This window comes from Herbaspirillum chlorophenolicum (genome assembly GCF_001189955.1).
GTDB classification, from domain to species: Bacteria; Pseudomonadota; Gammaproteobacteria; order Burkholderiales; family Burkholderiaceae_D; genus Herbaspirillum; species Herbaspirillum chlorophenolicum.
The window spans coordinates 1-26,463 of the sequence record NZ_LFLT01000048.1 but is presented as its reverse complement, the minus strand read 5'-3'; the positions used below and the strand labels follow the sequence as shown (position 1 = coordinate 26,463).

The window sequence follows — 26,463 nt, the reverse complement described above, 5'->3', positions numbered from 1 at the left end:
TTATGGTCTAATCCGCTGCATGTGGCCCATCAAATTACCCGTCCAGGCAGCCGTACCCAAAACCGTCGCGATCATCGGCAAGTACCAGGCCGTCGGCATCGCGCAGATACTGTCCGATATTGCCGTTTTCCTCGAATCGCACGGGCATACCGTGGTGTTCGAAGCGGAGACCGCGCAGAACGTCGCACTGGATGGGTATGGGGCCCTGACGCCGGAGCAGATCGGCCAGCAGGCCGATGTCGCCATCGTGATCGGCGGCGACGGCACCATGCTTGGCATCGCGCGGCAACTGGCGCCGTACAGCGTGCCGCTGATCGGGATCAACCAGGGGCGCCTGGGTTTCATCACGGATATTCCCCAGGACCGAATGATACCGGCTCTGGGCGATATGCTGGATGGAAAGGTTGAAGCCGAGTCGCGTTCGCTGCTGGAGGCCCGGGTCTACCGCGAAGGCCGGGAGATTTTCCATGCGCTGGCGTTGAATGACGTGGTGGTGGCGCGCGGCGCTACCTCCGGCATGGTCGAGCTGCATGTCGAGGTCGATGGCCACTTCATGTACAACCAGCGTTCCGATGGCCTGATCGTGGCCACGCCGACCGGTTCCACCGCCTATTCGCTGTCGGCCGGCGGTCCCATCCTGCATCCCAGCCTGCATGGCATCGTGCTGGTGCCGATCTCGCCGCATTCGCTGTCGAACCGTCCGATCACCATCTCGGACTCCTGCGAGATCGTGATCCAGGTCATCTCCGGGCGCGAGGTCAGCGCCAATTTCGACATGCAGTCGTTGACCAGCGTGCTGCACGGCGACCGTATCGTGATCCGTCGCTCGGCGCACAAGATCACTTTCCTGCATCCCGAGGGCTGGAGCTATTTCGATACCTTGCGGCAGAAGTTGCACTGGAATGAATATCCTTCAATGGAAGGCCGATTACAATAAGCCGGTTCCAATGCCGGCGGCTGTCATCCTTGCGTCATGATGGCGGCCGACACTGCCTGTCCTGCCCAACCTTCCACTGACCACCATGCTGCGTACCCTCACGATTCGCGACTTTGTGATTGTCGATGCCATCGAGCTCGAATTCGCGCGCGGATTTTCCGTCTTCACCGGCGAAACCGGCGCCGGCAAATCCATCCTGATCGATGCCCTGGCGCTCGCGCTGGGAGGGCGCGGCGACGCCAGCGTGGTGCGCGAAGGCGCGGCCAAGGCCGATATCACGGCCGACTTCGCCGCCCCGCCGGAGGTACAGGCCTGGCTGGCCGAACATGAATTCACCGATGAAGACGGCGGCGTGCTGCTGCGCCGGGTGATCGACAACGCCGGCCGTTCCAAGGCCTACGTCAACGGCATTGCCGCCACCGCCACGCAATTGCGTGAGCTGGGCGAGATGCTGGTGGACATCCACGGCCAGCATGCGCATCAGTCGCTGATGAAGGCCGATGCCCAGCGCCAGCTGCTAGATAGCCAGTCCGGCTTGCTGGACGAGGCGCGCCAGGTGGCGGCGGCTTATAAGAATTGGCGTGCATTGGCGCGCCAGCGCGAGGAGTTCGAGCAGAACGCGCGCAACGTATTGCTGGAGCGCGAACGGCTGCAGTGGCAGGTGTCCGAGCTGGAGAAACTGGCGGTCAAGCCGGGCGAGTGGGCCGAGATCAGCACCGAGCACAGCCGCCTGTCCCATGCCGCTTCACTGATCGGCGGCGCCCAGGAAGCGCTGGAGGCGATCTCGGAATCGGAGCTGCCGATCCTGTCGCAACTGTCGTCGATCACGCAAAAGCTCAACAAATTGGTCGATGTGGACAGCGCCTTGAAACCGGTGCTCGATGCCCTGGAGCCGGCCCAGATCCAGCTGCAAGAGGCGGTGTACGCGCTGAACGATTACCTCGGCCGCGTCGAACTTGATCCTGCGCGCCTGAAGACGGTCGAAGAGCGGCTGGAAGCGGTGCATTCCACCGCGCGCAAATTCCATGTGCAGCCGGACGACTTGCCGCAGGAATACGCATCCTTGTCCGAGCAGCTCAGGCAACTGGCCGATGCCAGCGACCTCGATGCGCTGCGTGCGCAGGAAGAAAAGCTGAAGGCGGCCTATCTCGTGCTCGCACAGAAACTTTCCGGCGCGCGCGCCAAGGCCGCCGCCGCCTTGAGCGAGGCGGTTACTGCCGCCATGCAGGATTTGTCGATGGCGGGCGGGCGTTTCGCTATCGTGCTCAATACCTGCGAACCGGCGGCCTATGGCCTGGAGCAGGTGGAATTCCTGGTCGCCGGCCATGCCGGCGTGGCGCCGCGGCCGTTGGCCAAGGTCGCCTCCGGCGGCGAATTGGCGCGCATTTCGCTGGCGATCTCGGTGATTGCGTCGCACGCCACCGGCACACCCACGCTGATCTTCGATGAGGTTGACAGCGGCATCGGCGGCGGCGTGGCTGAAGTAGTTGGCCGCCTGTTGAAGCGCCTGGGCCAGGAGCGCCAGGTGCTGTGTGTGACCCACTTGCCGCAAGTGGCCAGCCAGGCCAACCAGCATTTCCAGGTCAGCAAGCGCAATGAGGGCGGCAAGACCCTGTCGCAGATCGATGGCCTGGACGCCAAGTCGCGCGTGGAAGAAATCGCGCGCATGCTGGGCGGCCTGGAAATCACCGCCACCACCCGCAAGCACGCGCGCGAGCTGCTGGCTTCCTAAGAACAGGTTCTACGTACTCCGAGACCGTCACTAATGGCATTTCGTAAAGAACCAACCCCGTCCCATTCCCACGGTAGTCAGCCGCCCATCGCGGTGGTGCTGGTCAACCTCGGCACGCCGGACGCGCCGGATGCGCGCGCACTGCGCCGCTACCTGAAACAGTTCCTGTCCGATCCGCGTGTGGTGGAAATTCCGCGCGCCATCTGGTGGTTCATCCTGAACGGCATCATCCTGCCGTTCCGCTCGTCCAGGTCGGCTGAAAAATATGCCAGCATCTGGACCGAGCAAGGCTCGCCGCTGAGAGTCCATACCGAACGCCAGGCTGCGGCGCTGGGCGCCCGGCTCGCCGCGCGCGGCCATCGCCAGGTGCAGGTGGTCTATGCGATGCGCTACGGCAGCCCGGCGTTGCCGGATGTGCTGGACCAACTCAAGGCCGGCGGTTGCGAACGCATCCTGGTGTTGCCGGCTTATCCGCAATATTCCGGCACCACGACAGCCTCGATTTTCGACTCGGTGTTTGATCATTACCGCAAGGTGCGTAACATCCCCGAGCTGCGCATGGTGCGCGACTACCACGACAGCGAGGGCTACATCCAGGCGCTGCGCCAGTCGGTGCTCGACCATTGGGAGCTGCATGGCCGGCCGGGCAAGCTGGTGATGAGCTTTCATGGCGTACCCAAGCGTACGCTGCTGCTGGGCGATCCCTACCATGACGAATGCCACCGCACGGCAGGCCTGCTGGCCCAGGCGCTGGGATTGGCGGAAGGCGAATATCTGGTTACCTTCCAGTCGCGCTTTGGCAAGGCGGAGTGGCTGCAGCCATACACCGCGTCGACTCTGCAGGAACTGGCGCGGCAAGGCGAGCAGCGCGTGGACGTGATGTGCCCGGGCTTTACCAGTGATTGCCTGGAGACCCTGGAAGAGATCGCGATGGAGGGCAAGGCCGAATTCCTGCAGGCCGGCGGCAAGGAATTCCATTTCATTGCCTGCCTGAATGAGTCGCAGGCATGGATTGGCGGTATGGCGGACATCGCCGAACAGCATTTGGCCGGCTGGCCTACCATGGGCATGCCGCGCTAAGAACCTATTGATGATCTCGCCGGGCGTCCCCGAAACCTGCGGAAAGCCGTCTGCGGCCTGCTAGAATAGCTGGTTGTCCCTTGCTGGCGAGCAAAATCGGGTGCGGTATGGCTGCCCACGATGAAATGCTGGAAGTCCGGCTTGAGCGAGATTCTCTTCGACTGAAGGAAGAAGGGCTGGCAAGAAGGCTGGCGGGTTCTGCTTGCTTACAATGCGAACAGGCCGACCAGATGGGAATAGCTGATCCAGGCAGTGGCCAGGAGGCTATACGCGGCAACGAGAACGGCTGCTGCAATCAGTGGGAATTTCATGGTGTCACCTCATGTGAGGATGGGATCCGGGGCCCGTGGTTCCAATCCGGGCGACGCCGCGTCCAGCTTGCCTGAGCGGGTAAAAAAGAAAAGCAGCTCAGGCTTGAATTCATCTTAGGTCAAGGTCGTATTAACTTGAAGATGAGTCCAGTAATTTCTGTAACTACTGGTAACAATTTTCTTGTTGAAATGACAGGAAAAAGCAAAAACCCTTGAAATATGAGGGGAATGCCTTATCTGACGGGCATCTTGTGTTGTCGACGGTAATGTCGGCGAACGGCAATAACAGTTTGATTTGTTGGAGGTAATTCAAGAATGCAAGACATGGAAAAACAAGAAGCCCAAAACGAGCAGCAACCGGCCCAGGTCGATCAGGCTGCTGGAGCGGCCGAGGCCGTGCAGGCAGCTCCTGCCGAGCCGACGCTGGAAGACAAGCTGGCGGCAGCCGAAGCCCGTGCCAGCGAAATGCAGGATGCGTTCTTGCGCGCCCGCGCTGAAGGTGAAAACATCCGCCGCCGCGCCCAGGAAGATATCGCCAAGGCCCACAAATTCGCGATCGAAGGCTTTGCCGAATCGCTGCTGGCCGTCAAGGACAGCCTGGAAATGGCCTTGAAGATCGAGAATCCGTCGCTGGAATCGTTGAAAGAAGGCGTCGACATGACCCTCAAGCAACTGTCTTCTGCCTTTGAAAAGAATAAGTTGCAGGAAGTCAGCCCGCAAGCCGGCGAGAAGCTCGACCCGATGAAGCATCAGGCAATCTCGGCCGTGCCTGCCGAGCAGGACGCCAATACGGTCGTGGCCGTATTGCAAAAGGGCTATGTGATTTCCGACCGTTTGCTGCGCCCGGCGTTGGTGACGGTGGCGCAGGGAAAGTAATTGGACAGGAGCCGGAGAGAAAAAGGCATAAATATTGCTTTTTGGCCTGGCTCAGGCGCTTGAAAGTCCGTCTTCCCTCCATATATTAAAACCATTAAAAACTACTGTGGCCCGGCATCCAGGGCTGAAAGATCAAAGGAAAAATCATGGGAAAAATCATTGGCATTGACCTGGGTACTACCAACTCTTGCGTTTCCGTCATGGAAGGCAACCAGCCCAAGGTCATCGAGAACTCCGAAGGCGCGCGCACCACGCCGTCCATCATCGCTTACCAGGAAGACGGCGAGATCCTCGTCGGCGCACCCGCCAAGCGCCAGGCCGTCACCAACCCGCGCAACACCATCTACGCATCCAAGCGCCTGATCGGCCGCAAGTTCGACGAAAAGGAAGTGCAGAAGGACATCAACCTGATGCCCTACGAGATCGTCAAGGCCGACAACGGTGACGCCTGGATCGGCGTGCGCGACAAGAAACTGGCGCCGCCGCAGATTTCGGCTGAAGTCCTGCGCAAGATGAAGAAGACCGCCGAAGACTACCTCGGCGAAGAAGTCACCGAAGCCGTGATCACCGTGCCGGCCTACTTCAACGACGCACAGCGCCAGGCAACCAAGGACGCCGGCCGTATCGCCGGTCTGGACGTCAAGCGCATCATCAACGAGCCGACCGCGGCCGCGCTGGCTTTCGGCCTGGACAAGGCGGAAAAGGGCGACCGCAAGATCGCCGTCTATGACCTGGGCGGCGGCACCTTCGACGTGTCGATCATCGAGATCGCCGATGTCGATGGCGAGAAGCAGTTCGAAGTGCTGTCGACCAACGGCGACACCTTCCTGGGCGGTGAAGACTTCGACCAGCGCATGATCGATTACATCATCGAAGAGTTCAAGAAGATCAACGGCCTGGACCTGTCCAAGGACGCCATCGCCCTGCAGCGCATCAAGGCTTCGGCCGAGCGCGCCAAGATCGAACTGTCCTCGTCGCAGCAAACTGAAATCAACGAGCCGTACATCGCCATGGCCAATGGCGCGCCGGTCCACCTGAACCTGAAGATCACCCGCGCCAAGCTGGAATCCCTGGTTGAGGAACTGATCAGCAAGACCATCGAACCGTGCCGCACCGCCATCAAGGATGCCGGCGTGAAGGTGTCCGACATCGACGACGTGATCCTGGTCGGCGGCATGACCCGCATGCCCAAGGTGATCGAGAAGGTCAAGGAGTTCTTCGGCAAGGATCCGCGCCGTGACGTCAACCCGGACGAAGCCGTGGCCGTGGGCGCCGCGATCCAGGGTTCGGTCCTGTCGGGCGACCGCAAGGACGTGCTGCTGCTGGACGTGACCCCGCTGTCGCTGGGTATCGAAACCATGGGCGGCGTGATGACCAAGATGATCAAGAAGAACACCACCATCCCGACCAAGTTCAGCCAGGTGTTCTCCACTGCCGACGACAACCAGCCGGCCGTGACCATCAAGGTCTACCAGGGCGAGCGCGAAATGGCCGCCGGCAACAAGGGCCTGGGCGAATTCAACCTGGAAGGCATTCCGCCGTCCCCGCGCGGCACGCCGCAGATCGAAGTGACCTTCGACATCGACGCCAACGGCATCCTGCACGTGGGCGCCAAGGACAAGGCCACCGGCAAGGAAAACAAGATCACCATCAAGGCCAACTCGGGCTTGAATGAAGAAGAGATCGAAAAGATGGTGCGCGACGCCGAGGCCAATGCCGAGGAAGACAAGCGCCTGAAGGAACTGGCGGAAAGCCGTAACCAGGGCGATGCGCTGGTGCATTCGACCAAGAAGGCGCTGGGCGAATACGGCGACAAGTTGGCTGCCGGCGAAAAGGAAGTCATCGAAGCCGCTATCAAGGAGCTGGAAGACGTCCTCAAGGCTGACGACAAGGCCGCCATCGATGCCAAGACCGCTGCGCTGGGTACTGCCGCGCAAAAGCTGGGCGAGAAGATGTACGCCGACCAGCAGGCGCAAGCTGCAGCAGGCGGAGCCGGTGCCGGCGCCGCTGGTGCGGAAGGCGCAGCCGGCCAGGCCAAGGACGACAATGTCGTGGATGCCGACTTCAAGGAAGTGAAGTAATCCGAGCCTGACCTGACAGGGACAGCCTCCGCGCCCGGGTGTGGAATTTGCATGGAAAACCATGCGGATTCTGCAGCCCGGGCGGATTTTTGAGATGCATCATCCCGGCGCCGGCGAGTTTGCTCGCTATTCCGGGTGCGCCGAGTTCCGCAGCAGCAAGCTGACCTCGGCTTTTTCACATTGTTGGTTTCTGTACGTGCAAGAATTTCGACTTCGGTCGGGAGCTGGGGCATATCCGATGCGCAGCGACGGCAAGACGGGGGCAGGAAGTCAGCAGCAGACGGCGAAACACAATAACAAGGTGGGTTATACAACATGGCAAAACGCGATTTTTACGAAATTCTCGGACTGGCGAAGAACGCCTCCGACGACGAGATCAAGAAGGCTTATCGCAAGCTGGCGATGAAGTACCATCCTGACCGCAACCCCGACAGCAAGGGTGCGGAAGAGAAGTTCAAGGAGGTCAAGGAAGCCTACGAGATGCTGTCCGACCCGCAGAAGCGCGACGCCTACGACCGCTACGGCCACGCCGGCGTCGATCCCAACATGGGTGCAGGCGGCGCTGCCGGTGCGGGCGGTTTCGCCGATGCGTTCGGCGATATCTTTGGCGACATCTTTGGCGGAGGCGGCGGTGGCCGCGGCCGCGGCGCCGGCCCGCAGGTCTACCGTGGCGCCGACTTGCGCTACAACCTGGAAATCACGCTGGAACAGGCCGCGCACGGTTTCGATACCACCATCCGCGTGCCGTCCTGGGACGAGTGCGACACCTGCCACGGCAGCGGCGCCAAGCCCGGCACCTCGCCTGTGACTTGCTCGACGTGCGGCGGCCACGGCCAGGTGCGCATGCAGCAGGGCTTCTTCAGCATCCAGCAGACTTGCCCCAAGTGCCACGGCAGCGGCAAGGTGATTCCTGAGCCGTGCGCTACTTGCGCCGGCGCCGGCCGCATCAAGCGCAACAAGACGCTGGAAGTGAAGATTCCGGAAGGCATCGACGACGGCATGCGCATCCGCTCCTCGGGCAACGGCGAGCCGGGCGTCAACGGCGGGCCGCCGGGCGACCTGTATGTGGAAATCCATATCAAGGCACACGACGTGTTCCAGCGCGACGGCGACGACCTGCATTGCGAAATGCCGATCTCGTTTGCCAAGGCGGCACTGGGTGGTGAAATCGAAGCGCCTACCTTGAATGGCAAGGCTTCGTTCTCGATCCCTGAAGGCACGCAAAGCGGCAAGACTTTCCGCCTGCGCGGCAAGGGTATCAAGGGAGTGCGCTCAGGCTTCCCGGGCGACCTGTTCTGCCATGTGGTGGTCGAGACCCCGGTCAAGCTGACCGAGCGCCAGAAGGAACTGCTGCGCGAATTCGAGCAGCTGACTACTGAAGGCGGCGCCAAGCACAGCCCGCAGACCAAGACCTGGAAGGACAAGGTCAAGGAGTTCTTCGAGTAAGTAACATGAACCGGCACACCAATTGGCGTGCCGGTTTTTTTGTGCATTTTTCTATACAATGCACACGCGGCGATGTGTGCCGCCCGAAGCATCGGGCGTGCACGGCATCAATGGGTTTGTCTTCGATTCCCTAGATGATGCGCCGTGGCAACGCCGAAAGACAGGGAGCCTTAACGGCTCCCGATAGCAGCGTCGCGCAGGGGCCGCATCTTGCGAGCGCGACACCGGCAGAGCAATACCGCGATCGTCCACAAGGCCGCGGAGGCCGCAAGCAGCAAGTCTTTCGCTCATCCAACCTCATGCCCGTGGCTACTTGCGCGCTTTTTGCGTGCGGTGGATGCGTGTGCGTGAACAACCAGATCTTGCCGACTATGACAACACCAAGCCCACAAGACATGATCCAGGAACAACTGCTCAAGGGCAACCGCCGCTGGGCCTCCGAAATCACCGCGCGCGATCCCGATTTCTTCAAGAAGCTGGGCGCGCAGCGTTCGCCCGAATACATGTGGATCGGATGCTCCGACAACCGCGTGCCGGCCAACGATTTGCTGGGCCTGTTGCCCGGCGAACTGTTCGTCCACCGCAACATCGCCAACGTGGTGGTGCATACCGACCTGAACTGCCTGTCGGTGCTGCAATTCGCCATCGATGTGCTGAAGGTCAAGCACGTCATCATCTGCGGACACTACGGCTGCGCAGGCGTGGCGGCGGCACTGACCAAGCGCCGCGTCGGCCTGGCCGACAACTGGCTGCAGCACGTGCAGGACGTGCATGAGAAGCACGCGAACTGCTTCCATGACGGCATGACTCACACCGAGCAGCATGACCGCCTGTGCGAACTGAACGTGCTGGAGCAGATGGCCAACCTCTGCCGTACCACCATCGTCAGCGATGCATGGGAGCGCGGCCAGGAGCTGAGTTTTTACGGCTTGGTGTACGGCGTGCATGACGGCTTGCTGCGCAACCTCACCAAATCCATCAGCAATCACGAGGAATGCCAGGCGCATCTGGCGGAAGGCCTGGCGCGTTATAACGAAGTGTCCGAGTAATTATTGCTGGGACGCGTTGGAAAAAAGGAGGCCGTGGCCTCCTTTTTTATTTGTACCGAAAGATGGGTTGCCGCCGTTACCATCGTCCCGGTTTTCGTCAGGACGACGCAAGGTCTGGCGTCAGAAACAGTGTTCCTGCGCCGGGAACGAGCCGTCCTTAACCGCGGCGACATAGGCTTTCAATGCGGCTTCGATGCTGGGCGCGCCTTCCATGAAATTGCGCACGAAGCGGCTCTTGTGGCCGGGGAATACGCCCAGCATGTCATGCATCACCAGCACTTGGCCTGAGCATTCGGGGCCGGCGCCGATGCCGATGGTGGGGATGGCCAGGCGGTCGGTGACTTCCTTGCCCAAGGCCGCCGGCACTGCCTCGATCACGATCAACGAAGCGCCCGCCTGCTGCACTGCCAGCGCATCGGCATGCAATTGCGTGGCGCCGTCGCTGGTCTTGCCTTGTACCCTGAAACCACCCAGCTGGTGCACCGATTGCGGCGTCAGGCCGATGTGGGCGCATACCGGGATGCCGCGCTCGGTCAGGAATTTGACCGTATCGGCCAGCCAGACGCCACCTTCCAGCTTGATCATGTGGGCGCCGGCCTGCATCAGTTGCGCGGCATTCCTGAATGCCTCTTCGCGTGTGGGATAGGTGCCGAAAGGCAGGTCGGCGATCACCAGCATCGTACCGGCGCCGCGCGCTACGCTGGCGGTGTGGTAGGCGATATCGGCAAGCGCCACCGGGAGTGTGGAGTTGTGCCCTTGGCAGACCATGCCCAGCGAGTCGCCGACCAGCACGGTGTCCACGCCGGCGCGCTCCATCAGCGTGGCGAAGCTGGCGTCGTAGCAGGTCAGCATGCTGATCTTGTCGCCCTTGCCGCGCATGGCTTGCAGCATGTGGGTGGTGACGGGTTTGCTGCGCGCCGCCGCGCCGGTTTCCTGAAGATAGCCTGCCATGAGATTCAACCTCCCAGATTGAGAAAGGCGCGCTTGCCGCGCATCGCTTCGATGTGCTGCAGCAGTACCTTGAGATCGGCATCGTTGTGGGCCGGATCCAGGTGTTCGGTGTTGACGGTCAACACCGGCGCCTCTTCGTAGTGATAGAAAAAATTGCCGTAGCTGTCGGACAGCTGCTGCAGATAGTCGGAAGAAATCGCTTCCTCCATGCCGATGCCGCGCCGGGCGATGCGCCCGAGCAGCACCTCCGGCGGTGCCTGCAGGTAGATCACCAGATCCGGCAGCCTCACTTGCGGGCGCAGTTGCGCATGCAGTTGCCGATAAAGCTGCAGTTCCGCTTCAGGCAAGGTCAGTTGCGAGAACAGCATGTTCTTTTCCAGCATGAAGTCGGCGACGAAGCGCCGCTCGCTTAGCGACGGATCCAGCGGCGCCTGCAGTTGCGCAATGCGTTGCAGCAAAAAGAAGGTCTGGGTCTGGAAGGCATACCGTTCCGCATCGCGATAGAAGGACTCCAGGAAGGGGTTGCCGGCGGGTTGTTCGAGCAGAGGCAGGGCATCGAACAACGTTGCCAGCCGTCGCGCCAGCGAAGTCTTGCCGACCCCAATGGGGCCTTCGATTGCGATATAGCGGTAGCTGTCCAATTCCATGAGCGTTCTTCAGAGGGTGCGCACCGGGTGCGGCATTGTAGATGATTTTCCGACACGGCCAGAGGCGGCGGGTTCAGGCGCGGAGGAAATGCGCCGTGGCTGGCAGCTCCAGCTGGAAGGAAATGGCATTGAAGATGGCCCCGGCAATCCAAGGTTTGGATTAATTTTTTGACAACTTTAAGGTGGGTTCAGCGTGGCTGATTGATAACTCAGCAGGAATTCGGCCTTTATTCCACGAAAGGCCGGTGCGACTTAACCTGCACAATAAACTCGCCTCTTTTTGTGTGCAGGTATTTTGCCCGGTCACGCATGGCAGACCGGAAGTGCTGCGGACAAGTGCCGTACCGTCCCTCGGGAGCAGAGGCTTGTCGCCTGAAAAAGAAAAATTAATTAAATATTCGGAATATTGCTTAAAAAGCAGCGTCGGGTTGCCGATAAGCACAGAGTAGACGCCGGACAGTCTGGCTGCTGAAAACAGAACAACAACATTTTTTTGGGATCGTGCCCGTGAAATTGCTTCGCAATATCTTGCCGGTGCTATGCATTGTGAACTTGCTGCTGTTCATGATGCTGGCGCAGCATTGGTGGCTTGGCGGCCTGGTCGGTGTGCTGATTGGGGGCGCTTTTTATCTGACGTGCCTGCCGGTACCGGCGGCTCCAACCGCCGCCGCCGCAACCACCGAACCCCCACAGGCGCCGGTTGCTGCGATCGGGGAGGGGGATACCGGCAGCCCACTTCCTGACTTGCTGGCGCGCGTGCTGCCGGTGTGGCAAGGCAATGTGCAGCTTGCGCGCACCCAGACCCAGGGCGCCATCGATAACCTGACGGCGCGTTTCGTCGGCATCCACGAGCGGCTGGGCGATGCGCTGAACTTGTCGCAGGGCGGCAAGAATGCGGATGTGCTGAAGGTGATCCAGAATGCCGCCGAGCAGCTGGGTGGCATCGCCACTGCGCTTGAAAGCGTGCTGGCCTCGCGCCAGGCGCTCATCAGCAAGCTGGATATATTGGCCGCAGCCAACGACGATATTCGCCACCTGGCCCAGGAAAACGAACAACTGGCCGGCCGCACGGGCGTGACCGACCTGCTCAGCAGCGAACAGAGCTGGCAGGAACTGGCGGAACGCTCGGCCGAGAACAGCCGCCAGATTGCCGCACGCGCCAAGGGTGTGCGCCAGCAGATCCTGGGGGCAGTCGGCATGGCCGGCGAGCTGTCGGCCGGCGCCGGCGGCATCATTGAAAACTCGCGCGTGGTGATTGACCAGGTGGTCGCGGATTTCCGCCAGTCGGCGATGAAGCTTTCCGCTACCGTCGAACAGCTGGAAGGCGAGAACCGCGAGGTCGACCAGGAGGTTTGCGACATTCTGGTCAACCTGCAGTTCCAGGACCGCATCAGCCAGATCCTTGACCATGTCCAGCGCGATATCGCACGCCTGAAGGGCGCGGCCGGAGAAGCCGACCTGCCTTCGCCTGAGCAGTGGCTCTCCGATCTCGAAAAGACCTACACCACCCCCGAGCAGCGCTTGGTCCATACGGGCCAGCAAGTGCCCAACACATTGCAGCCACAAGTGGATTTCTTCTGACGGAGCCGCCATGGAAAAGAGTATTTTGATTGTCGACGATTCTTTCAGCCTGCGGCAGACCATCTCGATTGCCCTCAGGGCCGCCGGCTACAACGTCATCGAAGCGGGCGATGGGAAGGAAGCGCTCAAGAAGCTCGACGGCCGCAAGTTCAATCTGGTCATCTCCGACCTCAACATGCCCAACCTCGACGGCCTGAGTTTCGTGCGCGAGATGAAGCAGATTCCCGCCTACAGGTTTACTCCCGTCATCATGCTCACCACGGAGAGCGGCGAAGCGCGCAAGCAAGAGGGCAAGGCGGCGGGTATCCGCGCCTGGGTCCACAAGCCTTTTCAGCCGCCGGTACTGCTTGATGCCGTGGCCAAGCTGGTGTTGCCGTAACAAAAAAGCAGGGAGTAAAGAGTTTGACCATGCCGCTGAAACATACCGAGCACAACGGAAACCTGCTGTTGACCATCAACGGCGGGTTGACGATCTTTCAGGCAGCCGAACGCAAGCCGGAATTGCTGCATGCCTTGTCGCTGGCAAGCCGGACCTTGTCGCTGGACCTGTCTGGCGTGGATGAGATCGATACTGCCGGTATCCAGCTGCTGCTGTTGCTCAAGCGCGAAACCGAGCGCAATGGCTTGCAGCTGGAGGTGGCGGCCTATAGTCCCGCGGTACTGGCCGCATTCGACCTGCTGCAGTTGCACTTCATGTTCAATGGGGAAACGGCGAGCCAGGCGGAGGGGGCGGCATGAGAAAAGATTCGGCGCGCGACGCCGTGGTGCAAGAGGCCCGCGAACTGCTGGTGGCGATGGAAGCGGCGCTGCTGCAGATCGAAATGGAAGGGCCGGGAAAAGATACGATCAATTCCATTTTCCGTGCCGCTCATACGATCAAGGGTTCGGCCGGCCTGTTCGCTTTCGACAGCATTGTGCAGTTCACGCACCTCGTCGAACACGTGCTTGACAAGGTGCGCAATGACGAATTGCCGTTGAACGATTTCCTGATGTCGCTGTTGCTGGAATGCGGCGACTACATCGGAGAGCTGGTCGACGCCATCGAACGCCGCGAAGAAAGCCAGGAGCCGGATCTGGCCCGGCGCCAGGCGCTGGAGGCCAAGCTGGATGCCTTGTCCCGCAGTGCCGAAAAACCTGCCGACCAGGCGCCGGAAGCGGGCGAGACGCCAGCGCCGGCGGCACAGCCGGCACCCATTGCGAAAAGCGCGGATGCCGACCCGGCCGCGGTTGCCGGCGATGCGTTTTCCTCCAATCCTTACTGGCACTTGTCGCTGCAGTTCAGCGACAACGTGATGCGCGACGGACTGGACCCGATTTCCTTCCTGCATTATTTGCGTACCCTCGGGCGCATCGTCGCCATCATGCCTGTGCTGGGACGTATGCCCGATGCGGCGGACATGGACCCGGAAGGCTGCTATATCGGTTTCGAAATCTGCCTGGCATCGGATTCAAGCAAGAAGACGCTGGAAGGCGTATTCGAGTTCGTGCATGAAGACAGCCGTATCGACATTCTGCCGCCGCGCAGCCCGCTGCCCGATTATGCCGCGCTGCTGGCCCGGCTGGATGCGGAAGAGGCGGGCCGGCTGGGCCGGATGTGGCACCAGCATGGCGCATTGAATGAAGCGGATTGGCGCGGGATGGCCGCCGAAGTGACGCATGACGCGGCCATGGCATCCATGGATGTCCCGCCATCGGTACCGGTGGCCGGTGATTTTCCGTTCGGCGAAGTGCGTCCCCGCGGCCTGGATGACCGGCGTGCGCAGGAACAGAAATTCATCAAGATCGAAGTATCCAAGCTGGATCAACTGATCGATCTGGTCGGCGAGCTGGTCATCGCCGGTGCCGGCGCGCGCCTGATTGCGCGCCGCCGTAAGGACAGCCAGTTCGAAGAAGCCACCCAGGCCATCGACGCGCTGATGGAACAGATCCGCGACGCCGCGCTGACGCTGCGCATGGTGCAGATCAACGAAGTGTTCCAGCGTTTTCCGCGGGTGGTGCGAGATTTCGCGCGCGACATGAACAAGGAAATCGAGCTGGTCATGACCGGCTCGGAAACCGAGCTCGACAAATCGATGATCGAACGCATCGCCGATCCGCTGATGCATATCGTGCGCAACGCCATCGACCACGGTATTGAGCCGGCGGACGAACGCGTCGCGGCCGGCAAGGAACCGAAGGCGACATTGCGCCTGAATGCCACGCATGAATCCGGCAGCGTGGTGGTCGAAGTGATGGACGATGGCCGCGGCATGGACCGTGACCGCATCCTTGCCACGGCGATCAGCCGCGGCCTGACCACTGCCGATGCCGACCTGAGCGATGCCGATATCTACCGCTTCGTGTTCGAACCCGGATTTTCGACGGCCAGGCAGGTCACCGAGCTGTCCGGACGGGGCGTGGGGATGGACGTGGTCAAGCGTAATGTCGATGCCTTGCACGGCGAGATCGCCATCGATACCGAGCGTGGGCGCGGCACAGTGGTGCGCGTGCGATTGCCGCTGACGCTGGCCATTATTTCCGGCTTCCAGGTGGTGGTCGGCAACGCGGTGTTCGTGATTCCGCTGGACATGGTGGTGGAGTGCATCGACATGCCTGCGCAGCGGCATGAACACAACATCATCTCGGTGCGCGACGAGCCGCTGCCCTTTGTGCACTTGCGTGAACTGTTCGAATTGCCGGCCAGGGAGCGCGGCCGTAAGAGCCTGGTGATCGTGCAGTATGGACACCAGCGCGCAGGTTTGCTGGTCGATGGCCTGCTGGGAGAATGCCAGGCCGTGATCAAGCCGCTGGGGCGGCTGTTTGGCAAGGTGAAGGGTTTGTCGGGGTCGACCATTTTGGGCGACGGCCGAGTGGCGTTGATTTTGGATATTCCGCACCTGGTGCAGTACACACAGCAACAGGAACAAAGCAATCCGATGGCGCAGGCAGAACGCGGCGTGGCGTCCGAGCAATGAGACGTCCGCAGAGAGGGAATCAACCATGCGAAACAAGATGACCTACCGAATGAGCATCAAGCAGCTTTTCATCTGGCTGGCGGTGGTGCTGTCCATCCTGATGGCGGCAGTGATCGGTTTGATCGGTGCGCTCAAGGACGCCAACATGGCGCTGGAGCAGGCGCATGAGTCGAGATATTACTCGTCGACGCTGGCCAACGAACTGCGGCGCACTACCGAGGACATGACCAAGTTCGCGCGCGCTTATGTGACCACCGGCGACCCCAATGATGAGGATCGCTACTACATGATCATGGACATCCGCAATGGCAAGCGTGCGCGTCCCAAGAATTACGACCGGTTCAACTGGGATCTGGTCAGCGCGCGCAAATTGCAAGCCGATGCCGACACCAAGCTGATGCCGTTGACCGAACTGATGAAGCAATCCGGTTTCAGTGCGCAAGAACTGGCCAAGATGCAGGAAGCCATTCAGGTGGCGGACCAGTTGTCCAAGATCGACGTCACCGCCTTCCACGCCGTCAAGGGAGAATTCGACGATGGAGAAGGAAAGTTCACCGTGGTCGGCGCACCCAACCAGGCGATGGCGCAGGAACTGGTGTTCGACCAGACCTACCGCACCCTGTTCGGCAAAGTGATGGGACCGATCAACGATTTCCTGCGGCTGGTCGACGAGCGCACCCAAGCCAATGTGTTCAAGGCGCAGCAGGAGTATGCCGACCTTGGACGGAAGATATTCTGGTTGCTGGCGGCATCGGTGCTGTTGTCGTTCAGTTGCCTCTGGTTCGCTTACTACACGATTCGTTCGCAGATCGGCGGCGAGCCGCGCGATGCCATGACCGTGCTGCGCCGCGTGGCGGAGGGCGACCTGACGGTGGCCGTGCCGCTGGGTAAAAAGGACAAGGTCAGCGTGCTGTACAGCACGCAGCAGATGATCAACAAGTGGACCGACGTGATCGGCGATGTCGGCGGCACCGCCAGCTCGCTGGCATCGGCATCGGAGCAGATTTCCTCGTCTTCGCAGGCACTCTCCCACAGCGCCGCCCAGCAGGCGTCGAATGTCGAGGAAACCAGCGCTTCAGTCGAGCAGATCACTTCCACCATCGCCCAGAATGCCGACAATGCGCGCGCCACCGATAGCATTGCCAGCATGTCGGCCAGTGCCGCCACCGAAGGCGGTGAGGCGGTGCGCGAGACAGTGCTGGCCATGAAACAGATTGCCAGCAAGATCGGCATCATCGACGACATCGCTTACCAGACCAACTTGCTGGCGCTCAATGCCGCCATTGAAGCCGCGCGTGCGGGTGAGCACGGCAAGGGGTTCGCCGTGGTGGCAGCCGAAGTGCGTAAGCTGGCCGAACGTTCGCAGACCGCGGCGCGGGAAATCATTGCCGTGGCCGAACAGAGCGTAGGCCTGGCAGAGAAGGCCGGCGGCCTGCTCAACCAGATCGTGCCGTCGATTCGCAAGACGGCCGACCTGGTCCAGGAGATTGCGGCCGCTTCGCACGAACAATCGGCCGGCCTGGAGCAGATCAACAATGCCGTGCACCAGATGGCGCAGACTACGCAGATGACGGCATCCGCATCCGAGGAGCTGTCGGCGACATCGGAAGAGATGAGTGCCCAGGCGATCCATTTGCAGGATCTGATGCGCTTTTTCCATGTGGGCGAGCAGAAAAAGGCGACGGTGCGTCCGGAGAGTGCGGTCAACCAGAAGCCCACCATCGGAGGGGACCCTCGCATGCATCGCTTATCGATGCTGGATGGGGCCGACCATCAACCGCCCATCGACGAATCATCCTTTAAGCGTTTCTGACATGATTCATACCGGTGAAATGCAGAAGCGCCAGATAGGAATTTCAACATGAAACTTGCCAACAAGCTCGGCCTGTTCTTCGCGGTTGCTGCCTCGATTACGCTGGCCGTCGGTATCGAGGGGACCTACAACCTGTTCAAGGTCAATCGCCTGTTGCAAGAGGTCTACGTCTCCAACCTCAAGACCATCGTTAACCTCGATGACGCCCGCAAATATGCACAGGATATCTACCTGAACATGACCATGCTGCAAAAGGCCGACGGGTCGGCCGAGCGGGTGCGCATCACCAGCATGGTCGAGTCGGGGGTGACCGAGATGGGCAAGTCCTTTGCCGCGTACAAGGCGACCACGGTCCTGTCGCCGCTGGAGGCCGAGTTGCAGCAGCAGTGCGAGCAGATGCTGAGCGATTACGTGCAGGTAGTGAAGCAGGCCAGCAAACCGCTGCAGGTGGGTGAAGATGCATCGGCGGTAGCCGCCAATGTGTATCTGCAATCGGAGCGTGTGCGTAACCAGTTGCAGTCGCTGACCGAAGAGAACGTACGGCAGGCCACCGACAACAAGACGCGCGCCGATGAACTGGAGCGCAGGAATATCGTGACCATGGTGGGAATTACCGCACTGGCCGCGTTCATCGCGCTGCTCCTGGGTCTTTATACGCGCTACCTGTTTGCGCGCCAGATCGGCGGCGATCCACGCGAAGCGATGGAGTCGCTCAAGCGCGCGGCCGCTGGCGACCTGACTACCCGTTTCAATGTTTCGCGGTTGGGAAGCGGCAGCATGCTCGACAGCGCACAACAGATGATGGACCGGCTCAACGGCGTGCTGCATGACGTCAGCCTGGCCATTTCCATGCTGGCCAGCGCTTCCGGCCAACTGGCCGCTGCGGCCCAGCAGTTGAGCGACAACTCCTCGCGGCAGGCGACCAATGCCGAGGAGACGGGTTCCGTGGTTGAGGAAATCACCGCCACGGTCAGCCACAATACCGACAACGCCAACAAGACCAACGAGATCGCCGGGGAATCGGCGCGTACGGCAAAAGAAAGTGCGCAAGTGGTGCGCGACACCATCGATGCCATGCGGGCCATTGCCGGCCAGATCGGCGTCATTGACGATATTGCCTACCAGACCAACTTGCTGGCGCTCAATGCTTCCATCGAGGCGGCGCGTGCCGGCGAGCATGGCCGGGGTTTCGGCGTGGTGGCCGGGGAAGTGCGCAAGCTGGCCGAGCGTTCGCAGGCGGCGGCACAAGAGATCGTCGATGTCGCCAGCCGCAGCATGGAATTGGCCGAACGCGCCGGCGGGTTGCTCGACAACATGTTGCCGGCGATCCAGCGTACCGCCGATCTGGTCGACGACATTTCATTCTCGGCGCGCGAACAGAATTCCGGCCTGGTGCAGATCAATGTGGCGATCGGACAGATTTCCCAGGCAGCGCAGCTCAATGCGGCCGCATCGGAAGAACTGTCGGCCACGTCGGAAGAGATGAGCACCCAGGCGCTGAACCTGCGCGAACTGATGCGCTATTTTTCACTGGATGTACGGCACGGTTCCGTCAACGCCGAGTCCATGCTGTCCGGGAAGCAGCGCCTGGGCACTTCGCGCACGTCGGCGCTGGAGGCCGTATGAGAACCAGACTTGAGAGAGGAGAGGCCAATGCCTAGCGTGTCGTTGCATGGCGCATCCGTCAAGAAAAGGCATCAGGAAGAGATGGTGGAGATCCGCCAGTACCTGACTTTCCTGGTTGGTGCGGAAAGCTTCGCGATGCCGATCGGCAGCATTCGCGAAATCATCGAATTCGGCGGCCTGACCGAAGTGCCGCTGATGCCAAGTTTCTTGCGCGGCGTGATCAATCTGCGCGGTTCGGTGGTGCCGGTGATCGATCTGTCGGTGCGTTTCGGCCGCGTCCCCACCGAGATCGCCAAACGCACTTGCATCATCATCATGGAGCTGATGCAGGATGAGCAGCAGTTGTTGCTGGGCGTCATGGTCGATGCGGTCAGCGCAGTACTGAGTGTGCAAGAAGACCGCGTCGAGCCGCGCCCGTCTTTCGGCGCCGGTGTCCGGGCCGACTTCATCGAGGGTATGATCAATATCAACGAACGCTTCCTGGTGGTGCTGGATGTGCAAAAGGTGCTCTCGGTGGACGAGTTGTCCAGTTTGCTGGGCATGAGTTCAGACAGTGTGCTCGCAGGGGATGAGCGTGACGAACGGACAGGGCGGCAGCAGCAAGAAGGCCGGGAGGGCTGACACAATGGACAGCGGACTGGCGATGGCCTCACCGGATGTCAGCGATCGCGATATGCTGCTGTTCCAGCAATTGTTCAAGCAGCATATCGGCCTGCACCTGCCGATATCGAAGAAGGCATTGCTGCAAAGCCGGCTGTGCGGCCGCATGCATGAGCTGGGGCTGGCGCAACTGAGCCATTACCACGCGCTGATCTCCAGCGCGGAGGGTATCGAAGAGCGCCAGCGGGCGATCGACCTGATTACCACCAACGAAACTTATTTCTTCCGCGAACAAAGCCATTTCGATTTTCTCAGTACCGAGCTGCTTCCTGCCTGGGCCGGTGTGAAAACGCTGCGCGTCTGGAGTGCGGCCAGTTCGACAGGCGAGGAGGCTTATACGCTGGCCATGCTATTGGACCACTATCGTCCCGGCGGCTCGTGGTCGGTGTTCGCATCCGATATCAGTTCGCGCGTACTCAGTTTCGCGCGCCGTGCGCTGTACCCGATGGTGCGTGGCCAGAATATTCCCAAGGCCTACCTCAAGCGCTATTGCCTGCGCGGAACCGGCGAATATGAGGGACATTTCCTGGTGGATGGCGAGCTGCGCCGCAAGGTGGAATTTGCCCGGCGCAACCTGACGGACCTGGATGCCTTCGACGACGGCAATTTCGACCTGATTTTCTTGCGCAACGTCATCATCTATTTCGATTTCCCGACCAAGATCAAGGTGCTCAACGATGTGATCAGGCGCCTGCAGCCCGGCGGCTATCTTGTGGTCGGGCATTCTGAATCGCTGCATGGAATGCATCTGGAGCTGGAGATGCATTCACCGTCGATTTACAGGAAGCCGCAATGAACGGCCCGCGCACCGCCACGGCCATGGTGCGCGGCGGAAGGCGGGCGGGGGCCGATGTTGCTCCGGGCGGGAGACGGACATGATCAAGGTCATGGTGGTGGATGATTCGTCGGTGGTGCGCCAGTTGATGCAGGAGCTGCTCGGCGCTACCAGTGACATCCAGGTCGTGTCCACCGCATCCGATCCCATCTTCGCCATGCGCAAGATGCGGCAGGAATGGCCGGATGTGATTGTGCTCGATATCGAGATGCCGCGCATGGATGGCATCACCTTCCTGAAGCAGATCATGGCGCTGCGCCCGACACCGGTGATCATCTGTTCCACGCGCACCGACAGTAGCGCGGGGATCACCATGGAAGCGCTGGCGGCCGGTGCGGTGAGCATCATTTCCAAGCCGGCACTGGGCGTGCGGGACTTCCTGCACGACACTTTCGACGACCTGGCCAATGCCATTCGCGCTGCGGCCCAGGCGCACATGGGGCATCCCCCTGCGCCATATACGCAGCCTGCGCCGGCGACGGCGATTGCAGCGGAAGTCCGCACGTCCAAAGCGCCGCCGCGGGAAATGCTCCATCATCAGGGCTGGATGGGCAGCTTGCAGAAACACAGTGCGGATGTGGTGCTCGATGCGCCGCGAGGAAGCGATGTCTTTTGTCCGGAGACGGCCAGGATCGTCGCCATCGGCGCCTCGACCGGCGGGCCGCAAGCGCTGGAACTGGTGTTGGGAGGATTGTCGCCGCACTGCCCGGGGGTGGTGGTGGTGCAGCATATGCCGGAGCGGTTTACGCATAGTTTTGCGGAGCGCCTGCACAAGATTTCGCAAGTCGACGTCAAGAAAGCCGTGCATCTGGACATGGTGATTCCAGGCCGCGTCCTGATCGCACCGGGCGGCATGCATCTGGTAGTCAAGCGAGATGGCGTGCAGTACTATGTAGAAGTCATCAACGGTCCTCTCGTGAGCAGGCACAAGCCCTCGGTTGATGTGCTGTTCCGCTCGGTGGCGAAGGCCGCTGGCAGCAATGCGGTTGGCATCATCATGACCGGCATGGGCGACGACGGCGCCCGCGGCCTGAAGGAAATGGCCGATCGCGGTGCAAATACCTACGCCCAGGATGAACGCAGCAGCGTCGTCTTCGGCATGCCAAAAGAAGCAATACAGCTGGGTGGCGTCCACGATGTCATCTCCCTTGAAAACATCTCTGCTGTGATTGAACAATATGGCCTCCGAGAACTTAAGTGATCTGATCGAATCGGCGCTGGTGGTCGATGACAGTGCGTTGCAGCGCCAGCATACGGTGGGCCTGCTGCATGAGCTGGGCATCGACATGATCTACGAAGCGGGCAACGGCAATGAGGCGCTGGATCTGCTGGCCTTGTTGAAGCTGCCGCCGGGACTGGCGGTGATCGATCTTGAGATGCCCGGCATGGACGGCATCGAACTGATCCAGCACCTGCAGCAGACCGGCGTGAACATGCCGTTGATCGTGGCATCCAGCCGTGAGTCGTCGCTGCTGCAGTCGGTCGAGACCATGATCCAGGCGCTCGGCATGCATGTACTCGGCGCGCTGCAAAAGCCGCTGAACACCGACAAGCTTTCTTCTGCGCTGCGCAGCTTCAAGCCGTTGAACAGCGATGCGCGCAAACATGCCGATCCCGGCCCATCAATGTGTGAGAGCGACTTGGCAGCGGCCATCGCCAACGGCCATATCGTTCCCTACTACCAGCCCAAGGTCGACGTGCAGACCGGCATCCTCAAAGGTGTCGAAGCGCTGGCGCGCTGGATGCATCCCGAGCGCGGGATGATTCCGCCGGACCGTTTCATTCCGCTGGCGGAAAGCTGCGGCCTGATCCACGACCTCACCATCAGCATGATGGACCAGGCGACGGCGCAGGCGGCTGTCTGGCACAGCCGCGGGCTGGCGATCAAGGTGGCGGTGAACCTGTCGCCGCTGTCGCTGGAGCAGGACGACTTCATGCAGCGGATCATGGGGCTGGTGGAGCGCCATGCGCTGCCGGCCGACCGTGTGGTGCTGGAAATTACCGAGGGCTCGGTGGTGGCACACAAGGGCAATTCGCTGGGTATGCTGGCGCGCCTGCGCCTGAAGGGTTTTGGCCTGTCGATTGACGATTACGGCACGGGCTTTTCTTCAATGCAGCAATTGGCGCGTATCCCGTTTACCGAACTGAAAATCGACCGTTCTTTTGTGCATGGTGCGCATGAACGCAAGAACCTGCGCGTGATTTTGCAGTCCGCGCTGGACATGGCGCGGCGGCTGGAGCTGGTGACGGTCGCCGAAGGCGTCGAGAACATGGAAGACTGGCGCCTGCTGCAGGACTTCGGCTGCAATATCGGCCAAGGCTACCTGATCGCCAAGCCCATGCCGGCCAATGAACTGCCGTTATGGCTCAAGGGGCATCACCGGCGCCTGCCGGAATTGCGTCCCTTGCCGCGTGAGGGCGAAGTGCCTGGAAACGCGCACAACGGCGCCGTTTGAATCAGAGCTTGCTGATGGGCTGGTCGGTGATACCGGAGAGGCAGGCTTGCGCAGTGCCCACACCGGGAATCGCGATGGCAGGATCGATTTCCAGCAGCGGCGCCAGCACGAAGGCGCGCTGTGCCATGCGTGGATGCGGCACGGTCAATTCGTCGCCGCCAATGATCCGGTCGCCATAGAGCAGCACATCGAGATCGAGCGTGCGCGGAGCGTTGCGGTAGGGGCGCTCGCGGCCGTGCTCCAGTTCAATCCGCTGCAGGGCATGCAGCAGGTCGAGCGGGGTAAGCGAGGTGGCAAGTTGCGCGACGGCGTTGATGTAGTCGTCGCCGCTGGAATCGACCGGCGCCGTGCGATAGAGCGACGACGTGCGCAGCAGGTGCGATTGCGGCAAGGCAGCCAGCCGCTTGATCGCCTCTTCAACCGTACCGCGGGCATCGCCGAGATTGCCGCCGATGCCGATGTAGGCGATGGTTTGCTGCGCTTGCATCAGTGGCGTCAGTCGTTGCCGTCGGTGGGGGCGGAGTCGGCACCGCCCGATCCACCGCTGCTGCTGCGGCGACGGCGGCGCTTGGGGGCTTCGCCGCTGCCGGCATCGGGGTTCTCCGGTGTGGCAGGCGCTGCCTTTTCAGGTGCCGCCTTTGCTGGCGCGGGAGCAGGTGCCGCTTCCGAACCGGTATCGTTGTCCTGCTCTCCTTGTGCCGCATCCTTGGAACGGCTGCGGCCTCCGCGGCGCTTGCGTTTCTTGGGAGCAGGGCCGGCGGCGCTATCGACCGGCTTGCGGGCGATCAGTTCTTCGCGCTCAGCGCCGTTGCCGCTGATGAAGGCACTCCACCATTCGCCCAGCTCGGCATCGAGTTCACCCGATTCGCAACGCAGCATCAGGAAGTCGTAGCCGGCGCGCAGGCGCAAGTGTTCCAGCAGCTTGTAAGGCGCCTTGCCGACGCGGCGTTCGAAGCGCGGCTGCATGGCCCAGATGTCGCGCATGTCGGAGGCGATCTTGCGTTGCAGGGCAAGCTTCTCGGTCTGGGCATCCAGCACGTCATCAGCAGCCAGGTGCAGCGCGGGAATCGGATATTCGCCGGCAGCCTGGTAGGCGCGCCATTTTTCCAGCACCTGGTGCCACAGCAGCGAGGCGAACAGGAAGCCGGGCGAGACCGGCTTGCCTTGTTTGACGCGGGCGTCGGTATTGGCCAGCGCCAGCGTCACGAATTTTTCTCCCAACGGCTGTTCCAGCACCACGTCCAGCAACGGCAAGAGGCCGTGGTGCAGGCCTTCCTTGCGCAACTGCTGCAGGCAGGCCAGGGCGTGTCCGCTCATGAGCAGCTTGAGCATCTCGTCGAACACGCGCGCGGCCGGCACGTTGTCGATCAGCGGCGCCATCACGCGGATGGGTGCGCTGCTGGCCGGATCGATGGTGAACTTGAGCTTGGCGGCGAAGCGCACCACGCGCAGCATGCGCACCGGGTCTTCGCGGTAGCGCGCTTCGGGCTCGCCGATGATGCGCAGCTTCTTGGCGCGGATGTCGGCGATGCCGCCGTGGTAATCCAGCACGGTCTGCGTGGCCGGATCGTAGTACATGGCGTTGATGGTGAAGTCGCGCCGCACCGCATCTTCATGCTGTTCGCCGAAGGTGTTGTCGCGCAGCACGCGGCCGTGTTCGTCCTTGGGGGAGTTGTCGGCGGAGGCGCCGCGGAAGGTAGTGACTTCAATCAGTTCCTGGCCGAACATCACGTGCACGATCTGGAAGCGGCGGCCGATGATGAAGGCGCGGCGGAACAACTGCTTGACCTGTTCCGGGGTGGCGTTGGTGGCAACGTCGAAGTCCTTGGGCTTGACCGACAGCAGCAGGTCGCGCACGGCGCCGCCGACGATGAAGGCCTTGAAGCCGGCTTCCTGCAGTGTCTGGGTGACGCGCACCGCGTTGGGCGACACCAGCGCCGGATCGATGCCGTGCTGCTTGGGGCCGAGCACGTCCGGTTCGGTGGAGCCGGAGGCGGCGCCTTTCTTGCCCTTGCCCAGGATCGAGCGAATCAGTTTCTTGATCATTGCGCGTGGCCGTCGAAGATATTGATCACCGGCCAGCCGCGCGCCTGGGCATGCGCCAGCAGTTTGGCATTGGGGTTGGTGGCGATGGGGTCGGTGACCAGTTCGAGCAGCGGGATGTCGTTTTGCGAATCGCTGTAGAAGTAGCTGCGCTCGAAGCCGGCCAGATTGAGCCCCAGCTTATCCAGCCAGGCTGCCGTGTGGGTGATCTTGCCGGGGCCGTAGGTCGGCGTGCCGAGCAGCTTGCCGGTGATGTTGCCGTGATCGTCCAGTTCCGGCATGGCGCCGATCAGGTGTTGCACGCCGAAGTGCGCGGCGATGGGCTTGGTCACGTAGTGGTTGGTGGCGGTGACGATAGCGACCAGGTCGCCGGCATCCAGATGTTTTTTTACCAGTTCCACTGCTTGCGGCAAGATCGCCGGCTGGATGACTTCAGTCATGAACTGGCGATGCATCTCGTCCAGTTGCGGGCGCGGGAAGCGCGAGAGGATGCCGAAGGCGAATTCCAGGTACTTGACCGGATCCAGCGTGCCGGCCTGGTATTGGGCGAACCATTCGTTATTGGCTTGGCGGAAGCTGGCGGCGTCGACGGCGCCGGTGCGGGCCAGGAACTCGCCCCACTCGTGGTCGGAGTCGAGCGGAAGCAGCGTGTGGTCGAGATCGAATAAGGCGAGATTCATTGTTGTTCGGTTTCCTGTTGTAACAGATCGCGCAGCAGTGGCAGCGTAATGGCGCGCTTGGTCGCCAGCGAGTAGCGGTCCAGCGCATCGAGCATGCGCGACAGCGAGGGCATGTCGCGCCGGTAATGGGTCAGCAGGTAGGGCAGCATGCCGGGCGGCAGTTCCAGTCCCCGGCCTTGCGCCGCCTGCGTGAGGGCGGCGATTTTCTCGTCGTCCGACAGGCCGTGCACCTGGTAGATCAGGCCCCAGCCCAGACGCGTGCGCAGGTCTTCGCGCAGTTCCAGCTGCGTCGGCGGCAGCGCGCCGGTCGACACCAGCCAGCCGCCCTGTTCGCGGATCTGGTTGAACAGGTTGAAGGCGGCGATCTGCGTTTGCGGGCCGAGCTGGTCGGCGTCGTCGATCAGGTAGTGCGAGACCTGCGGGCTGTAGTCGAATGCGGACTCCGGCGCATCGGCAGGGATCAGGCGCGCTTGCTCGCCGGCCTGGTACGCGATCGCATGCAGCAGGTGGCTCTTGCCGGCGCCGGCTTCGGCCCATAGGTAGATGAAACGGTCGGTGCTGGCGCTGGCGGTATGCGCGGACTTGTCTACGCCGGCCACGGCCAGTTGCTGCAGGCGCTGCAGCAGTTCTTCATTGCGGCCAGTAACGAAAGTATCGAAGCTTTGCGGCTGGTCCGCGCTTAAATCGAGCGGAATTTGTTTCATC

23 protein-coding genes are annotated in these 26,463 nt (G+C 61.5%); 17 read left to right on the top strand and 6 right to left on the bottom strand.

Features of this window, described 5'->3' with window-relative positions; genetic code table 11:
- The first annotated feature begins 19 nt into the window (after positions 1 to 19).
- The 7 genes from AKL28_RS20385 (at position 20) to can (ending at position 9,512) form a co-directional block, all read left to right on the top strand.
- Positions 20 to 937: an NAD kinase gene (locus AKL28_RS20385; protein ID WP_050470147.1), complete on the top strand. Its 918-nt coding sequence runs from the start codon at positions 20 to 22 to the stop codon at positions 935 to 937.
- A gap of 85 nt (positions 938 to 1,022) precedes the next feature.
- Positions 1,023 to 2,669: a DNA repair protein RecN gene (recN, locus tag AKL28_RS20380; RefSeq protein WP_050470146.1), complete on the top strand. Its 1,647-nt coding sequence runs from the start codon at positions 1,023 to 1,025 to the stop codon at positions 2,667 to 2,669.
- 33 nt (positions 2,670 to 2,702) lie between these two features.
- Entirely contained in the window at positions 2,703 to 3,749 is a 1,047-nt protein-coding gene (gene hemH, locus AKL28_RS20375) for a ferrochelatase (protein ID WP_050470145.1), read from the top strand.
- Between the two features lie 626 nt (positions 3,750 to 4,375).
- Positions 4,376 to 4,936, top strand: coding sequence for a nucleotide exchange factor GrpE (gene grpE, locus AKL28_RS20370; protein ID WP_050470144.1), 561 nt, complete (start codon positions 4,376 to 4,378; stop codon positions 4,934 to 4,936).
- A 146-nt stretch (positions 4,937 to 5,082) separates the two neighbouring features.
- Complete coding sequence (gene dnaK, locus AKL28_RS20365) at positions 5,083 to 7,017, top strand: molecular chaperone DnaK (protein WP_050470143.1); 1,935 nt, start codon at positions 5,083 to 5,085, stop codon at positions 7,015 to 7,017.
- A gap of 315 nt (positions 7,018 to 7,332) precedes the next feature.
- Positions 7,333 to 8,463, top strand: coding sequence for a molecular chaperone DnaJ (dnaJ, locus tag AKL28_RS20360; RefSeq protein WP_050470142.1), 1,131 nt, complete (start codon positions 7,333 to 7,335; stop codon positions 8,461 to 8,463).
- A 371-nt stretch (positions 8,464 to 8,834) separates the two neighbouring features.
- Positions 8,835 to 9,512 carry a carbonate dehydratase gene (gene can, locus AKL28_RS20355; RefSeq protein ID WP_050470148.1) on the top strand — a complete coding sequence of 226 codons (678 nt, stop codon included), beginning with the start codon at positions 8,835 to 8,837 and terminating at the stop codon, positions 9,510 to 9,512.
- Between the two features lie 120 nt (positions 9,513 to 9,632).
- Here can and panB read toward each other — a convergent pair whose 3' ends face one another.
- Positions 9,633 to 10,463: a 3-methyl-2-oxobutanoate hydroxymethyltransferase gene (gene panB, locus AKL28_RS20350; protein WP_050470141.1), complete on the bottom strand. Its 831-nt coding sequence runs from the start codon at positions 10,461 to 10,463 to the stop codon at positions 9,633 to 9,635.
- A gap of 5 nt (positions 10,464 to 10,468) precedes the next feature.
- A complete protein-coding gene (locus AKL28_RS20345; protein WP_050470140.1) occupies positions 10,469 to 11,110 on the bottom strand; it encodes a deoxynucleoside kinase in 642 nt (213 codons plus the stop codon).
- A gap of 507 nt (positions 11,111 to 11,617) precedes the next feature.
- On the opposite strand from AKL28_RS20345, the gene AKL28_RS20340 reads away from it, so the two are divergent.
- The 10 genes from AKL28_RS20340 to AKL28_RS20295 all read left to right on the top strand — a co-directional run bounded on the left by AKL28_RS20340 (position 11,618) and on the right by AKL28_RS20295 (position 23,035).
- Positions 11,618 to 12,691, top strand: a complete 1,074-nt coding sequence (locus tag AKL28_RS20340; RefSeq protein WP_050470139.1) for a hypothetical protein — start codon at positions 11,618 to 11,620, stop codon at positions 12,689 to 12,691.
- A 10-nt stretch (positions 12,692 to 12,701) separates the two neighbouring features.
- The gene (locus AKL28_RS20335; RefSeq protein WP_050470138.1) at positions 12,702 to 13,070 is read left to right on the top strand and encodes a response regulator; all 369 of its coding nucleotides are present in this window, start codon (positions 12,702 to 12,704) and stop codon (positions 13,068 to 13,070) included.
- 29 nt (positions 13,071 to 13,099) lie between these two features.
- Positions 13,100 to 13,429 (top strand): STAS domain-containing protein, encoded by a 330-nt coding sequence (locus tag AKL28_RS20330; RefSeq protein WP_050470137.1) that lies wholly within the window; start codon positions 13,100 to 13,102, stop codon positions 13,427 to 13,429.
- Positions 13,426 to 15,645, top strand: coding sequence for a chemotaxis protein CheA (locus AKL28_RS20325; RefSeq protein WP_050470136.1), 2,220 nt, complete (start codon positions 13,426 to 13,428; stop codon positions 15,643 to 15,645). Before AKL28_RS20330 ends, AKL28_RS20325 begins: the two co-directional genes overlap by 4 nt.
- A 25-nt stretch (positions 15,646 to 15,670) precedes the next feature.
- Positions 15,671 to 17,458 (top strand): methyl-accepting chemotaxis protein, encoded by a 1,788-nt coding sequence (locus AKL28_RS20320; RefSeq protein WP_050470134.1) that lies wholly within the window; start codon positions 15,671 to 15,673, stop codon positions 17,456 to 17,458.
- Positions 17,459 to 17,506: 48 nt separating this feature from the next.
- A complete protein-coding gene (locus AKL28_RS20315) occupies positions 17,507 to 19,084 on the top strand; it encodes a methyl-accepting chemotaxis protein (protein WP_082221595.1) in 1,578 nt (525 codons plus the stop codon).
- A gap of 27 nt (positions 19,085 to 19,111) precedes the next feature.
- The gene (locus tag AKL28_RS20310; RefSeq protein ID WP_050470133.1) at positions 19,112 to 19,705 is read left to right on the top strand and encodes a chemotaxis protein CheW; all 594 of its coding nucleotides are present in this window, start codon (positions 19,112 to 19,114) and stop codon (positions 19,703 to 19,705) included.
- A gap of 4 nt (positions 19,706 to 19,709) precedes the next feature.
- Positions 19,710 to 20,540 (top strand): CheR family methyltransferase, encoded by an 831-nt coding sequence (locus AKL28_RS20305; RefSeq protein WP_050470132.1) that lies wholly within the window; start codon positions 19,710 to 19,712, stop codon positions 20,538 to 20,540.
- Between the two features lie 79 nt (positions 20,541 to 20,619).
- Positions 20,620 to 21,780, top strand: a complete 1,161-nt coding sequence (locus tag AKL28_RS20300) for a protein-glutamate methylesterase/protein-glutamine glutaminase (protein WP_050470130.1) — start codon at positions 20,620 to 20,622, stop codon at positions 21,778 to 21,780.
- Positions 21,758 to 23,035, top strand: coding sequence for an EAL domain-containing response regulator (locus tag AKL28_RS20295; protein ID WP_050470129.1), 1,278 nt, complete (start codon positions 21,758 to 21,760; stop codon positions 23,033 to 23,035). The genes AKL28_RS20300 and AKL28_RS20295 overlap by 23 nt, the downstream gene beginning before the upstream one ends.
- Before the next feature lies 1 nt (position 23,036).
- Here AKL28_RS20295 and folK read toward each other — a convergent pair whose 3' ends face one another.
- From folK to hda, 4 genes are read right to left on the bottom strand one after another with little or no spacing between them, the layout of a single operon-like run.
- Complete coding sequence (gene folK / locus AKL28_RS20290; RefSeq protein WP_050470128.1) at positions 23,037 to 23,522, bottom strand: 2-amino-4-hydroxy-6-hydroxymethyldihydropteridine diphosphokinase; 486 nt, start codon at positions 23,520 to 23,522, stop codon at positions 23,037 to 23,039.
- 8 nt (positions 23,523 to 23,530) lie between these two features.
- Positions 23,531 to 25,081: a polynucleotide adenylyltransferase PcnB gene (gene pcnB, locus AKL28_RS20285; protein ID WP_050470127.1), complete on the bottom strand. Its 1,551-nt coding sequence runs from the start codon at positions 25,079 to 25,081 to the stop codon at positions 23,531 to 23,533.
- Positions 25,078 to 25,758 (bottom strand): histidinol-phosphatase, encoded by a 681-nt coding sequence (locus AKL28_RS20280; RefSeq protein WP_050470126.1) that lies wholly within the window; start codon positions 25,756 to 25,758, stop codon positions 25,078 to 25,080. Before AKL28_RS20280 ends, pcnB begins: the two co-directional genes overlap by 4 nt.
- A complete protein-coding gene (gene hda / locus AKL28_RS20275) occupies positions 25,755 to 26,462 on the bottom strand; it encodes a DnaA regulatory inactivator Hda (RefSeq protein ID WP_050470124.1) in 708 nt (235 codons plus the stop codon). Before hda ends, AKL28_RS20280 begins: the two co-directional genes overlap by 4 nt.
- Between the last annotated feature and the right edge of the window lies 1 nt (position 26,463).

What these genes read in the sequence shown, in the direction of transcription:
- AKL28_RS20385 (WP_050470147.1), top strand. Translation starts at nt 20, where the DNA reads ATGTGGCCCATCAAATTACCCGTCCAGGCAGCCGTACCCAAAACCGTC.
- recN (WP_050470146.1), top strand. Translation starts at nt 1,023, where the DNA reads ATGCTGCGTACCCTCACGATTCGCGACTTTGTGATTGTCGATGCCATC.
- hemH (WP_050470145.1), top strand. Translation starts at nt 2,703, where the DNA reads ATGGCATTTCGTAAAGAACCAACCCCGTCCCATTCCCACGGTAGTCAG.
- grpE (WP_050470144.1), top strand. Translation starts at nt 4,376, where the DNA reads ATGCAAGACATGGAAAAACAAGAAGCCCAAAACGAGCAGCAACCGGCC.
- dnaK (WP_050470143.1), top strand. Translation starts at nt 5,083, where the DNA reads ATGGGAAAAATCATTGGCATTGACCTGGGTACTACCAACTCTTGCGTT.
- dnaJ (WP_050470142.1), top strand. Translation starts at nt 7,333, where the DNA reads ATGGCAAAACGCGATTTTTACGAAATTCTCGGACTGGCGAAGAACGCC.
- can (WP_050470148.1), top strand. Translation starts at nt 8,835, where the DNA reads ATGACAACACCAAGCCCACAAGACATGATCCAGGAACAACTGCTCAAG.
- panB (WP_050470141.1), bottom strand. Translation starts at nt 10,463, where the DNA reads ATGGCAGGCTATCTTCAGGAAACCGGCGCGGCGGCGCGCAGCAAACCC.
- AKL28_RS20345 (WP_050470140.1), bottom strand. Translation starts at nt 11,110, where the DNA reads ATGGAATTGGACAGCTACCGCTATATCGCAATCGAAGGCCCCATTGGG.
- AKL28_RS20335 (WP_050470138.1), top strand. Translation starts at nt 12,702, where the DNA reads ATGGAAAAGAGTATTTTGATTGTCGACGATTCTTTCAGCCTGCGGCAG.
- AKL28_RS20330 (WP_050470137.1), top strand. Translation starts at nt 13,100, where the DNA reads ATGCCGCTGAAACATACCGAGCACAACGGAAACCTGCTGTTGACCATC.
- AKL28_RS20325 (WP_050470136.1), top strand. Translation starts at nt 13,426, where the DNA reads ATGAGAAAAGATTCGGCGCGCGACGCCGTGGTGCAAGAGGCCCGCGAA.
- AKL28_RS20320 (WP_050470134.1), top strand. Translation starts at nt 15,671, where the DNA reads ATGCGAAACAAGATGACCTACCGAATGAGCATCAAGCAGCTTTTCATC.
- AKL28_RS20315 (WP_082221595.1), top strand. Translation starts at nt 17,507, where the DNA reads ATGAAACTTGCCAACAAGCTCGGCCTGTTCTTCGCGGTTGCTGCCTCG.
- AKL28_RS20310 (WP_050470133.1), top strand. Translation starts at nt 19,112, where the DNA reads ATGCCTAGCGTGTCGTTGCATGGCGCATCCGTCAAGAAAAGGCATCAG.
- AKL28_RS20305 (WP_050470132.1), top strand. Translation starts at nt 19,710, where the DNA reads ATGGACAGCGGACTGGCGATGGCCTCACCGGATGTCAGCGATCGCGAT.
- AKL28_RS20300 (WP_050470130.1), top strand. Translation starts at nt 20,620, where the DNA reads ATGATCAAGGTCATGGTGGTGGATGATTCGTCGGTGGTGCGCCAGTTG.
- AKL28_RS20295 (WP_050470129.1), top strand. Translation starts at nt 21,758, where the DNA reads ATGGCCTCCGAGAACTTAAGTGATCTGATCGAATCGGCGCTGGTGGTC.
- folK (WP_050470128.1), bottom strand. Translation starts at nt 23,522, where the DNA reads ATGCAAGCGCAGCAAACCATCGCCTACATCGGCATCGGCGGCAATCTC.
- pcnB (WP_050470127.1), bottom strand. Translation starts at nt 25,081, where the DNA reads ATGATCAAGAAACTGATTCGCTCGATCCTGGGCAAGGGCAAGAAAGGC.
- AKL28_RS20280 (WP_050470126.1), bottom strand. Translation starts at nt 25,758, where the DNA reads ATGAATCTCGCCTTATTCGATCTCGACCACACGCTGCTTCCGCTCGAC.
- hda (WP_050470124.1), bottom strand. Translation starts at nt 26,462, where the DNA reads ATGAAACAAATTCCGCTCGATTTAAGCGCGGACCAGCCGCAAAGCTTC.